General features: G+C 44.2%; 11 protein-coding genes. 4 read left to right on the top strand and 7 right to left on the bottom strand.

The window, feature by feature from the left end:
* Positions 1–168: 168 nt before the first annotated feature.
* A complete protein-coding gene (gene acsA, locus LRR81_RS00750) occupies positions 169–1,887 on the bottom strand; it encodes an acetate--CoA ligase (RefSeq protein WP_231787387.1) in 1,719 nt (572 codons plus the stop codon).
* 165 nt (positions 1,888–2,052) lie between these two features.
* Between acsA and LRR81_RS00745 the strand changes: the two genes are divergently transcribed.
* Genes LRR81_RS00745 through LRR81_RS00735 form a run of 3 tightly spaced genes read left to right on the top strand, consistent with a single transcriptional unit; the run spans position 2,053 to position 4,540 of the window.
* Positions 2,053–2,685 carry a GNAT family N-acetyltransferase gene (locus LRR81_RS00745; protein WP_231787386.1) on the top strand — a complete coding sequence of 211 codons (633 nt, stop codon included), beginning with the start codon at positions 2,053–2,055 and terminating at the stop codon, positions 2,683–2,685.
* 44 nt (positions 2,686–2,729) lie between these two features.
* Complete coding sequence (locus tag LRR81_RS00740) at positions 2,730–3,374, top strand: acetoin utilization AcuB family protein (RefSeq protein ID WP_231787385.1); 645 nt, start codon at positions 2,730–2,732, stop codon at positions 3,372–3,374.
* On the top strand, positions 3,344–4,540 hold the full coding sequence (locus tag LRR81_RS00735; RefSeq protein ID WP_408631573.1) for an acetoin utilization protein AcuC: 1,197 nt from the start codon (positions 3,344–3,346) through the stop codon (positions 4,538–4,540). The genes LRR81_RS00740 and LRR81_RS00735 overlap by 31 nt, the downstream gene beginning before the upstream one ends.
* A gap of 52 nt (positions 4,541–4,592) precedes the next feature.
* Here LRR81_RS00735 and ccpA read toward each other — a convergent pair whose 3' ends face one another.
* Entirely contained in the window at positions 4,593–5,594 is a 1,002-nt protein-coding gene (gene ccpA, locus LRR81_RS00730; protein ID WP_231787383.1) for a catabolite control protein A, read from the bottom strand.
* Between the two features lie 466 nt (positions 5,595–6,060).
* On the bottom strand, positions 6,061–7,137 hold the full coding sequence (locus LRR81_RS00725; RefSeq protein ID WP_231787382.1) for a bifunctional 3-deoxy-7-phosphoheptulonate synthase/chorismate mutase: 1,077 nt from the start codon (positions 7,135–7,137) through the stop codon (positions 6,061–6,063).
* 385 nt (positions 7,138–7,522) lie between these two features.
* Between LRR81_RS00725 and pilM the strand changes: the two genes are divergently transcribed.
* Complete coding sequence (gene pilM / locus LRR81_RS00720) at positions 7,523–9,667, top strand: pilus assembly protein PilM (protein WP_231787381.1); 2,145 nt, start codon at positions 7,523–7,525, stop codon at positions 9,665–9,667.
* A gap of 50 nt (positions 9,668–9,717) precedes the next feature.
* On the opposite strand, the gene ytxJ is transcribed toward pilM, so the two are convergent.
* The 4 genes from ytxJ to LRR81_RS00700 form a co-directional block, all read right to left on the bottom strand.
* Positions 9,718–10,047: a bacillithiol system redox-active protein YtxJ gene (gene ytxJ, locus LRR81_RS00715; RefSeq protein WP_231787380.1), complete on the bottom strand. Its 330-nt coding sequence runs from the start codon at positions 10,045–10,047 to the stop codon at positions 9,718–9,720.
* 79 nt (positions 10,048–10,126) lie between these two features.
* Positions 10,127–10,726, bottom strand: coding sequence for a YtxH domain-containing protein (locus LRR81_RS00710; RefSeq protein WP_231787379.1), 600 nt, complete (start codon positions 10,724–10,726; stop codon positions 10,127–10,129).
* A gap of 32 nt (positions 10,727–10,758) precedes the next feature.
* On the bottom strand, positions 10,759–11,253 hold the full coding sequence (locus LRR81_RS00705) for a DUF948 domain-containing protein (protein WP_408631572.1): 495 nt from the start codon (positions 11,251–11,253) through the stop codon (positions 10,759–10,761).
* 231 nt (positions 11,254–11,484) lie between these two features.
* Positions 11,485–12,570, bottom strand: coding sequence for an alpha/beta fold hydrolase (locus LRR81_RS00700; protein ID WP_231787378.1), 1,086 nt, complete (start codon positions 12,568–12,570; stop codon positions 11,485–11,487).
* Between the last annotated feature and the right edge of the window lies 1 nt (position 12,571).

Below are 12,571 nucleotides of genomic sequence, written 5' to 3'. Positions count from 1 at the left end.
AATTAAGTGGGGCTGGATGGGGGTTGGTGAATAGGCGGCTTGGCTTGCTGCAAGATAGCTATTTTCCCGATGCAAAATCCAGTTTTCTCATCCTTCAGAAGCGGCCCTGTTCTCAATCAAAAAAAAAACGCTCGAAGCATAGCTGCTCCAAGCGTTTTTTTAACATTATCAATCTTCCATTGTAGAAAGATCGCCTTCCGGAAGATCAAGCTCCCAAGCTTTCAAGACGCGGCGCATGATTTTACCGCTGCGTGTTTTTGGAAGTTTATCCTTGTATTCAATTTCTTTTGGTGCAGAATGAGCGGCAAGGCCCTTTTTAACAAATTGCCTGATTTCCTCTGTCAGTTCGTCAGATGGTTCATAGCCTTCACGGAGTGCGATAAAGGCTTTAATAATTTCGCCTCTAACAGGGTCCGGCTTGCCGATAACGCCTGCTTCAGCGACAGCAGGATGTTCAATCAGCTTGCTTTCCACCTCGAACGGTCCGACCCGCTCGCCTGAAGTCATAATCACGTCATCTATTCTTCCCTGGAACCAGAAGTATCCGTCTTCGTCCATGTACGCGGAGTCTCCTGATACATACCAGCCGCCGGGCATAAAATAAGATTCATATTTTTCTTTGTTGTTCCAGATTGTATGCATCATGGAAGGCCAGCCTTTTTTAATGGCGAGATTTCCCATTTGATAGGGCGCGAGCTCATTTCCCTGGTCATCCACAATTGCTGCCTTAATGCCCGGAATCGGCTTGCCCATTGATCCCGGCTTAACCTCCATGCTTGGGAAGTTGCAAATCACCTGTGCCCCGGTTTCGGTCATCCACCATGTATCATGAATCCGCTTGCCGAATACCTTCATTCCCCAGCGGACAACCTCAGGATTCAGCGGCTCTCCCACACTAAGAATATGCCTTAGTTCTGACAGGTCATATTTTTTGACCAGTTCATCCCCTGCTCCCATCAGCATGCGGAAGGCAGTCGGTGCACTGTACCAGACAGTTACTCCATAATCCTCAAGTGTCTGATACCAGGCTTCAGGATTGAACCTGCCGCCGACAATCACGTTTGTGACACCGTGCAGCCAAGGACCGAAAATACCGTAAACCGTTCCAGTCACCCAGCCTGGATCAGCCGTGCACCAGTAGATGTCGTCCTCTTTTAAATCCAGCACCCATTTAGCAGTCTGATACTGCTGAAGTATCGCGTTATGAATGTGAAGAACACCTTTTGGCTTGCCTGTAGAACCAGATGTATAGTGAAGAAGAAGTCCGTCTGTCCTGTCCATCCATTCTACTTCCAAATGCTTATCGGCTTCTTTCATTCTGCTTTGAAAATCAATATAAGGCCCCTCTTCATTCACGTCAGAGCCGACAAGAACCACATGCTTTAATTCAGGAAGGGAGTCTACCGGCACCCTGTCCGCAAGCTCAGGAGTTGTAATAATAACCTTTGCACCGCTGTCTTCCAGCCTGTCCCTTACGGCGCCTTCCATAAAAGCTTCAAACAGCGGCCCAATAACCGCCCCGATTTTAATAGCGCCAAGCACCGCAAAATACAATTCCGGCGTTCTCGGCATAAAGACAAATACCCTGTCCCCTTTTTCAACGCCTGCGTGCTGCTTCAGCACATTTCCTGCTTTATTCGAGAGATGCTTCATTTCATTAAACGTATACTTTTCTTCACGGGAAGGATCTTTATAGTAAAGAGCGATCTTGTGTTTCCGGGAAGAATCTGCATGCTTATCAATTGCTTCATAGGCAGCATTCAGCTTGCCGTTTCCGGGCCATGAAAATTCGTTCTCTGCTTCTTTCCAATCGAATGCTTCATATACTTTCGCATAGTCATCAAGGTTATGGTTTCCTTTTTCTGCTGGCAGCGCTTCCAATTTCATTCCCGCGTTCCCCCTTATGTAAGATATACAGCTTCATTATAGTATACATTCTAAACTATCACAATTTTTTGATATTACCCTTTTTGTAAAAGCCGTGAAATGAAACCGCTTTACAATTATAGTATAATGATAGATAAGTTTTACTAGGATTAAGGCGGTGACCGAATGGAACATCACAAAACCTATAATGCAATGGAACTGAAAACTCCCCGGGCGACGTTAATTATTGAAGGTCCTGTTGCCTCAAAAAAGCTCGCAGAATATGAATTCCATCATGATTTAACAGCTTTCCGCCCTCCGGCGCAGCAGCGAAAAGCGCTGCTTGAGATTGCTGATCTTGAGGAAGGAAGAATTTTGATTGCACGGGATCATGACACAATTGTAGGATATGTTACATATTTGTACCCTGACCCGCTTGAGCGCTGGTCGGAAGGAAACATGGAGAATTTAATCGAGCTTGGTGCGATTGAGATCATCCCGAAGTTTAGAGGGTTTTCAGCAGGAAAGTCATTGCTCAGGGTTTCTATGATGGATGATGCGATGAACGATTATATTATCATTACGACAGAGTACTACTGGCATTGGGATTTAAAGGGATCAGGCCTTAATGTGTGGGAATACCGCAAAGTGATGGAGAAAATGATGAATGCCGGCGGACTTGAATGGTTTGCCACAGATGAACCGGAAATCAGCTCTCATCCAGCCAACTGCCTGATGGCGCGGATAGGCAGCCGAGTGGACAGGGAATCCATTCAGCAGTTTGACAGGCTTCGCTTTAAAAACCGGTTTATGTACTGATCATAGCAGGGCAGCAGACGCTGCTTGCAAGGGGGTAAATGAAGGTGATCATAGAACAAATCATGGCGAAAGACGTTGCAACACTTTCCCCTGAACATACACTTTTAGATGCAATCGATTTGTGCAAAAAACAGCGCATCCGCCATATTCCGATTTTATCTGAAGACGGCCTGCTTGCCGGCATAGTTTCAGACAGAGATCTCAAGGATGCAAGCCCGTCTATTTTTCATTTGCAGGATCATATGGATGAGTTAAAAAAACCGCTCAAATCCATTATGAAAACGGACGTTGTTACAGCACATCCTCTTAATTTTGTTGAAGAAGTTTCCGCCATTTTTTCTGAGCACAGGATCAGCTGTCTGCCTATTTTAAAATACGGAAAGCTTGTAGGCATGGTGACAGAATCTGACTTGCTTCATACTTTTGTACAGCTCACAGGGGCTGATCAGCCTGGCTCTCAAATTGAAATAAAAGTGCCGAACGTGTCTGGAAAACTTTCAGAAGTTTCAGGCGTTTTCCAAAAACGAAATGTGAATATTTCCAGTGTTCTTGTCTATCCTGATCAGGATCAAAAATCTAAAATCCTTGTATTCAGGGTTCAGACGATGAATCCTTCATTAGTGATTTCTGATTTGGTGAAGGAAGGGTATACGGTATTATGGCCAAACGTACCGGGGCTTTCTACATGACTGAGAGCGCTTTTGTTTATTCACCGCTTTTTCAGAAATATAAATTCAGCAAGGAGCATCCCTTCAATCAAATGAGGGTTGAACTTGCACTGGATATGCTCCGGTCATTGAAGGCAATAAATGATCAGGATTTCATTGCTCCGCGGCAGGCAACAGATGAGGAGCTTGCCCTTGTGCATGATAAAGGGTTCATCCAGGCAGTTCAAAAGGCTGGACAAGGCAGCCTTTCACAAGAGGAAGCAGGCAGCTATGGGATCGGGACAGAGGATACGCCGATATTCAGCGGCATGCATGAAGCAAGCGCTGTTCTTGTTGGCGGAACACTTGAAGCAGCAGATTATGTGATGCAGGGCAAGGGTAAACAGGCGCTGAACCTTGCTGGCGGTCTTCACCACGGTTTCAGAGGCAAAGCATCAGGATTCTGCGTGTACAATGACAGCTCTGTCGCATTGAAATATATTCAAAAGAAGTACCAGGCAAGAGTGCTGTATGTGGACACGGATGCCCATCACGGCGATGGAGTTCAATGGACTTTTTATGATGATTCTGATATTTGCACTCTCTCTATCCATGAAACAGGACGGTATTTGTTTCCGGGTACGGGCAATATTACAGAACGGGGCCAGGGAACAGGCTACGGATATTCATTCAATATTCCGCTTGATGCTTTTACAGAAGATGAATCATGGCTGAACGCCTACAGAAGATCTTTTAAAGAGGTTGTGGAATATTTTAAGCCTGATGTCATCTTTACACAAAATGGCGCTGATGCCCATTACTATGATCCACTAACACACCTTTCCGCAAGCATTGATATTTACAAAGAGATTCCAAAGCTTGCACGCGAAATGGCCCGGCAATATTGCGGCGGCCGCTGGATTGCTGTCGGAGGCGGAGGATATGATATTTGGAGAGTTGTTCCGAGGGCATGGTCACTCATTTGGCTTGCGATGAAGAATCTCCCTGTTCCTGATGCAGTTCCTGAGGAATGGATTCAAAAATGGCAGCCAAAAGCGCCGCTTGAATTGCCCCGTTTCTTCAATGATCCGGAAAATATGTACAAACCTATTCCGCGAAAGCCTGAGATTGAGGAAAAAAATAGCCAGTCCGTTGAACGGGCTTTGCAGTTTATCACACAGAATGCGCCAAAAAGCCGAAACAGCTGAATAAAAAGAAAACAGGCGAGCCTTCAAGGGCTCGCCTGTTCTTCTGCATTTATTATTTCGTTGACTGCCTTACTTCAATGCGATGCGGCAATTCAACCGTAAGATCTTCTACTTTATCCTTGTTCATTAACTTTGTTAATAGGCGCATGGCAACAGCCCCGATATCATATGTCGGCTGTACTACAGTTGTTAATAGCGGGCGCACCATTGTGGCAAGGCGGGTATTATCAAATCCGATGACTTCAAAGTCCTGCGGGATGTGATAGCCTTTATCCTGTGCAGCATGAATAACACCAAGTGCCATTTCATCTGTTCCGACAAAAATGGCTGTCGGCTTTTCAGAAAGCTGCTCCAGTTTTTCAAACCCTTCAATCCCTGAGTCATACGTATAATCACCTTCAAATACGTATGATTCATCATATTCAATGCCTGCTTCTTTCAGCGCACGCCTGTAGCCTTCCATCTTTTTGAACTTGTTAATCGGCTCCTCAAGAGGTCCGCTTACATAGGCAATGCGGCGATGGCCTTTTTCAGCCAGCATTGTAACGGCATCATATGTAGCCATTTCATAGTTGATGCTGACAGATGCTGTTTCTTCTTCCATATCAATTGACGCAGCAAGCACAATCGGCACAGGAGAGCGCTTAAATTCCTCAACATGCGCTTTCGTAATATTTCCGCTCATAAAGAGCAGCCCGTCAACCTGCTTGCCAAGCATTGTGTTCAGCAAGTGAAGCTCTTTATCCTGGTTTTGATCTGAATTGCTTAAAATAATGTTGTATTTGTACATTGTTGCAATATCTTCAATACCCCTTGCCAGCTCTGCATAAAAAGTGCTGGAAATGTCAGGGATAATCACGCCGACAGTTGTCGTCTTTTTGCTGGCAAGCCCTCTTGCCACCGCATTCGGCCGGTATCCAAGACGCTCGATTGCTTCTAAAACCTTTTTGCGTGTTGTTGGTTTTACGTTAGGATTTCCGTTCACTACACGCGATACGGTTGCCATTGATACGTTTGCTTCTCTTGCAACATCGTATATTGTAATTGTACTCATTCATAACACTCCTTTAAACTAACTTTGCTGCAATGCTTTCTTATATATGTAGGCTCTTTGTCTTAAACTTTGCTGTTTTGCAATCGATTATACGGCTGCAGTCCTTTGCCATTAAAATCTGCAGGTACAGGATGAAAGCGGCATTTTTAAAGAAACAGCCTATATGTATTAGTATCATGCACTGGTTTGCTTCATATAATGTCTAAAATTCGGGCTTTATGTAGAATATCATACGATACAATGAAAGCGTCCGCAACGGATAACCCCTTAATTAGCGCAGGTTTTTCATAGGATTTTCACAAAATGTCCATGTAAGCGGTTCAAATGCTCATTTCAGGTGTTCATTTTATGAAAATAAAGATGAATTGGATGTTTTTACATATGATACTGCTCTAACCGCTAAAAAAGAAGCTGCCCCTGGGACAGCTTCTTTTTGTGCAGAAAACGAGTCGTATTCTGCTGCAGATTATGCTTTAAGTGCAGCCAGCGGACGAAGCGCATCGATCCATTCGTTGAATTGATCGATATTCATTTGCTGTGCAGAGTCAGACAGAGCAACAGCCGGGTCTGGATGAACCTCTGCCATTACGCCGTCTGCTCCAATCGCAAGCGCTGCTTTTGCTGTCGGCAGCAAAAGATCGCGGCGGCCTGTGGAATGAGTCACATCAACAAAAACAGGCAAATGCGTTTCCTGCTTCAGAATTGGCACAGCAGAAATATCAAGCGTATTTCGTGTTGCTTTTTCATACGTTCTGATTCCTCGCTCGCATAGGATGATTTGATCATTTCCCTGAGAAATGACATATTCAGCCGCATTCATGAACTCCTGCAGTGTTGCAGCAAGGCCTCTTTTGAGAAGAACTGGTTTTTTCACAGCCCCTGCTGCTTTCAGCAATTCAAAGTTCTGCATGTTGCGCGCGCCGATTTGAATAACATCGATGTACTGTACAGCTGTCTCAATGTCAGCAGGATTGACAATCTCGCTGATTACAGCCATATCGTATTCATCTGCCACTTGTTTTAGAATTTTTAAACCTTCCAGCCCAAGTCCCTGGAAATCGTATGGGCTTGTTCTTGGCTTAAAAGCACCTCCGCGAAGCAGGCGGATTCCTTGTTTTTTCGCAGCTTCCGCTACCTTTGCAGTCTGTTCGTAGCTTTCCACTGCACAGGGTCCTACGATAAAGGCTTGCGTGCCGTTTCCTATCAGCTCACCTTTTACATTAACAACCGTATCTTCCGGTTTCTTTTTCCTTGATACAAGAAGCGCTTTGCTGTGGTCATCCTCCTGGAGCTCGAGGCCTGCCTTGAAAATTTCTTTGAAAATATGCTGTATAGTCGATTGTTCGAAAGGTCCATTGTTGGCTTCATTGATCACATCAAGCATTTTCCGCTCGCGTACCGGATCAAAACGGTAAACACCTTGATTTTCCTTCGCTTTTCCAATTTCCTGTACAATTCTTCCCCGCTCATTAATCATCTCTAAAATCTGAAGGTTGATTTTATCTACTTTTTCCCTGAGAAGATCTAATTCTGTCTGGCTCATCATCTACATCCTTTCCAGTAAAATATTTTTGAAAGCTGCCGTGTATCATTTCCGGCTAAAAACTTAGTGCCCGATCAGCTGCAGCCTTAGTGTTTTTTCTAATTAGTGATTATTATAACAAACTTATAGAGAAAGTCACGAAAAAATTCTTTAATATTTAAACGCTTTTAAGCGATAAAGTAAAATATGCGTTATTTTGTCCCTATGTGTCTGGCCAAAGCAAAAAATAGCGGCGTTCTTTAAACAACTGAGCACGCGGCTCCTTATATTTTCATTTATTAAGCCATGCAATTGTGTTACATTTTTTTTAGCAAAGCTCTTGTTTTAAGAAGCATTAAGAGAACAGAGTTCATGAGGGTATCATACATAAAGAAGGTGTATTCATTTGGAAGGTGAGCAAATTACATTTGCACTTGATATAGGAACGAGAACGGTAGTGGGCTTGATGCTGAGGGAGCAGGCAGAAGGCTACGAAGTTTTGGATATGATTGTTGAAGAGCATTCAGAAAGAGCAATGCTTGATGGACAAATACATGATGTTTTAGAAGTAGCAAAAGTGATCAAATCAATTAAGGAAAAGCTGGAAGCATCCTATGGCACACTTAAGAAAGTTTGTGTGGCAGCAGCGGGCAGAGCTCTCAAAACAGAAAGAGCTGTCCTTGAAATGGATATTAAAGGAAAGCCGATTTTTCAAAAAGAAGATGTGCTGCATATGGAGCTGATGGCTGTTCAAAATGCCCAGAACCAGCTTGCCTCATCTCAAAAAGAAGACATGCTGAACAGATATGACTGTGTCGGATACTCTGTTGTCTGCTATCAGCTGGATGGCCAGGACATCGGCAGCCTCATCGATCAGCAGGGAGATAAAGCGTCTGTTGAAATCATTGCCACGTTTCTTCCGAAAGTGGTTGTAGAGTCCCTTCTCGCTGCTCTGGCAAGAGCTGATCTCGAAATGGAGGCGCTTACGCTTGAGCCGATTGCCGCGATCAGCGTGCTTATCCCTCCTTCTATGAGAAGGCTGAATGTGGCTCTTGTTGACATAGGAGCTGGCACCTCTGATATCGCTATTACAGATTCAGGAACCATCACGGCTTTCGGAATGGTCCCTATTGCCGGGGATGAGATTACAGAAGCGGTGTCAGATGAATTTTTGCTGGACTTTCCGCTCGCGGAAAAAGCGAAACGGGAGCTTCAGACAGAATCTCATATTACGGTGACCGACATTCTAGGCTTTGAAGAACAGCTTTCAAAGGAAGAAGCTGTTGAGAGGATACTGCCTTCCATTAAAAAGCTTGCAGAGGCAATAAAAGAGGAGATTTTCCTTTTAAACAGCCATCATTCTCCAAAGGCCGTCATGCTGATTGGCGGAGGAAGCTTGACACCTGAACTCCCAAAGATTCTGGCAGAGCTTCTCGGGCTTCCAGAAAACAGGGTGGCGATCAGAGGACTTGATGCGATTGCAAAACTGCAGAAAAAAGAGCTGCTCGCTGCAGGGCCGGAATTAGTAACACCAATCGGTATAGCCATTGCATCAAGACAAAGTCCGATTCAGTACATACATGCATTTGTGAACGACAGACTTGTCAGGATGTTTCAAATGAAAAAACTGACTGTTGCCGACTGTCTCCTCTCTGCCGGCATTCCTTTCAGCAAAATGTACGGAAAACCTGGACTGGCAGCTATTGTGGAAGTGAACGGACAGCGAATTTCGATTCCGGGCAAGCATGGCGAACCGCCTGCACTCTATAAAAATGGCCAGCCAGCAGGACTTGAAGAGGAGCTGGCACACGGTGACAGGTTAACAGTAGAACAGGGGCACGACGGCTCAAGCCCAGAGGTTTATATTAAAGATTTGCTGGATGCTGAGATAAGCAGAATCTACCATGTAAACGGCAAAGAAGAAATGATCCTTCCTGAAATTCTTGTAAACGGAGCCCCTGCCGTTCCTTCCGAACGCCTTCAGGACAGAGACAGGCTTTCCTTCCGCTATCCTGAAACAATGGCGGAGCTTGTTGAATGGCTGCAAAAAGAAGAAATGATGGAGCGTGTTCAGCCTTTTATCGTCACTGTTAATGAAAAAGAGCATGAAGCAGCTGAATTTTCTGGAAGGCTGCTGAAAAACGGTCTTCCAGCTTTAAAAAGCAGCAAAATCTCCCCTGGAGACTCTATTGATGTTGTTCCCTATAAAGCCCCGCGCCTTCATGAGCTTGCAGATGCTTTAGGATTAGAGCTGGTCAAAAGGATGGATGTTTATTTTAATGGAACAGAAGCTGCTTTGGAAAAACAGGCAGCAGCTGTTTACAGAGATGACATTCAGCTTAGACCAGAACAAACAATCCAGCTGGGTGACCATTTAAGCTATCAAAGCAAAGAGGTAACAGACTTTATTTTTCAGGATGTGTTTGTTTACGCTGACAGCAGCATCAGCAGAGCTTCGGGTACCTCCTTTACACTCTTGAAAAATGGCCAGCCGGCAGGCTTCGCTGATCCTTTGAACAGCGGTGATCAATTGGTTTTAACTTTTAACTGACAAGTCTTACAGCAGAGAAAAAGCAGCGGATATGCCGCTGCTTTTTCCTTTTATGACTGAATAGCGCTTTTTAAAGAATCCTTTGTGATTTTCCAATGAGAAGCATTCCACACTACACTTTTCTGATCGAACAAAAGAGCTTGCGGAGTTTCATGCTTAACCCCGAACTTTTCCGCTATATAATTGGATAGCTCCCTCGACTCCTGTACATGCAGGTAATAGGTCTGCACATCTTGATTATCGCGTGTAAAGGCTTCATATTCGTTAAATGCCGCTTTGCTGATCGGGCACGTTAAGCTGTTTTTAATTAAAAGAAACCTTGGGTTCTCATTCACAATTTTTTCGAATTCCTCTGTTGTATGGATATTGGCAGCTGACATGCTCTACACTCCTTAGTATGAAAGATTAAAAAGAATCGGCAGCAGCCTGCCGATTCTGGTTATAAATAGGTTTATGTTCTTACAGGCTCGTGTTAGATGATCCAGATTTGCCGACTGCTTCTTTTTTATCGTTATTTTCTTCGTTGTTTTCTTCACTTTTTGCTGAGCTGCCATCACTGACTGCCTCTGCATTCTTCCTTGCTGTAACCTTGCTGTCAGCATTAGCATCGCCTTCAGGCGCGCCCTCACTTAAGGAAGATTGGCTTTCCAAGACATTTTCCTGTGCATTCAAGCCAGTATTTTCAGAGCTTTTAGCTTCCTCTGCCAGTTCATCTACAGCTGAAACTTCATCATTGATGGAGGAATCTGTTTCTTTGTTCTGGCCTGCAATGCTGCGGACTTTATCCATTACTTTAGTGGACTGCTCAGTTACATTTTGAGTAAGGGTAGATGTTTTATCCTTTGCAAGACTCGCCCATTGCCCGCTTTTTTCGAGTGCGCTGCTCGTCATCTTGTTTGTTCTCTCAGCAACAGAGCTTGCCTGTGTACCAAGATCCCCTCTCAGTTCTCTGCCTGATTTAGGAGCTAAAAACAATGCTGCTGCTGCTCCAACTGCACTCCCCACTAGAGTGCCGATAATAAAATCTTTCGTGTTGATTCCATTGCTTTCATTGCCCATTGTGATTCCTCCCTTAATTTACCCTTATAATATCAGCGGTGCTGCGGGGTTGTTGTGTTCGTTTTTACTGGAACAGAAGCATTCACTGATGCTGAGGCGGAAGCTTCCGTTTTGCTGCCTTTTCTTTTTTTCCACTTATCCCATAGCTCCATTGCTGTGTTTCCCCATTGAATGGCAACAGAAATTTTCTCCTGGTTGCTTTCAATGCCGTTAGATACAGATGTTGAAACGCTTTTTACGGAGCGGTTCAGCTGCTGGACAGAGGCCCCCACATCTTGAACTGCTTGAACAACGGTATTCAGTCTTGCTGATTTGTTCTGAATATCATCTGCAAGTGCATTCGTTTTATGTAGGAGTTCAGTCGTTTCTGTTGTTATACCCTGCATCTGGCCTTCAAGACCATCAAGAGTACCGGCAACATTATCAAGCGTTGTGTTAAGAGATTTCAGTGTTTTTACAAGGAAAACAACTAGTACGGCAAATGCGATCGCAATTACAGCAATACTTAAGTATAAAATTAATTCCACTAAGGGCACCTCCTCTATAATTTAATTGTTTTTTACCCTCCACTAAACATTATAAACCTTATGGCTGTCTCTTATTAGGCAATTCTACAATCAGGAAAAAATCCCTTTCCAGAAGATAAATTTTTTGTCATTTTTTTTACGGAGATAACCCCCGTAAAAAACCCCTGTACGGCTATACAGGGGTTTTAAGCAGATAGATGGTGCATTTTCTGCACAAAATGACAGTATTCATTACTCTGTGTCGCCAGCCGCATGGCCGTTTTCAAGCGGTTTTGAACGCTCAGGCAGCCAATCCGCTAAAAAGGAAGGCAATTCTCCATTTGTTGCAAGGGTTGTATGTCCTCCGTTTACAACAGTAAAGGTTTTGTCTTCGCTTGATACAAGATCGGCTACCCTGATATTCTGATCTTTTAATACAAGCCGGTCCAGATCTGTCGAAACAACCAGCAGATTTGCTGTAATATTGCTAAGCTCCGCCTTTTTGCCGGCGATGATCAGTCCTCCGTCTGCGAGCTTGTTGTACTTGCCGAGGTCGTTCATCAGCTGCTTCATACAGGCGGCTGTAAAAGGAATATGGCCGTTTGTCCATTTATTAATTCTTTTCCACTTTTGAATATATTCTTCGCTGTACGCTTTATTCAGCAGGGACAGGTAAGGGGAGTAGTAAATGGGATTTGTGACCATTCTCATGCCTGCTTTAATGGATCTTGCCGGCAGAAGCCCAATCGCATCGAACAGCTCGTCAAAAGAAACTTCTCCTCTTCTCAGCACGTTAGCCCATTGATCAAAAAAAGGAACGGTTTTAAAGTCAATCGGTGAAACAGTCAGAACCAGATTCCGAATCGGCTCTTCCGCAATGGCTGCATACATGGCAGCAATCGTTCCCCCGAGGCAATAGCCAACCACTGTGATATCTTCAGCCCCTGAATGCCGAAGCGCCCTTTGAACCCCTCTTTGGATGTATTCTGTAATGAAGTCATCTGCTGTCATTTCCTTGTCTTCATAACCAGGCTTGCCGCAATCAAGAAGGTATACATCAAAGCCATTTTGAATATAGGCTTCAATCATGCTGTTTCCTTCTGCCAAATCCAGTATAAATGGCTGATTTACAAGAGAATAGACGAGAAATAAAGGTACATCGTATTTTTTTACAGGTGCTTTATAATACCAGACGGTTGCCTTGTTTTTTCTCCAAATCGCTTCTCTCGGTGTTTGATTAACTTCAGGCTCGGGCTTTGTCCATGCCGTAAAGAAATTGCCCCAGCGCAGCAGCTCTTTCTCCACGCTGTACTCAGCAGTCTTTTTTTCAGAAGTCATT

The organism is Metabacillus kandeliae (assembly GCF_021166585.1).
GTDB lineage: Bacteria > Bacillota > Bacilli > Bacillales > Bacillaceae > Metabacillus_B > Metabacillus_B kandeliae.
This window is presented reverse-complemented; position numbering and strand designations above follow the sequence as displayed.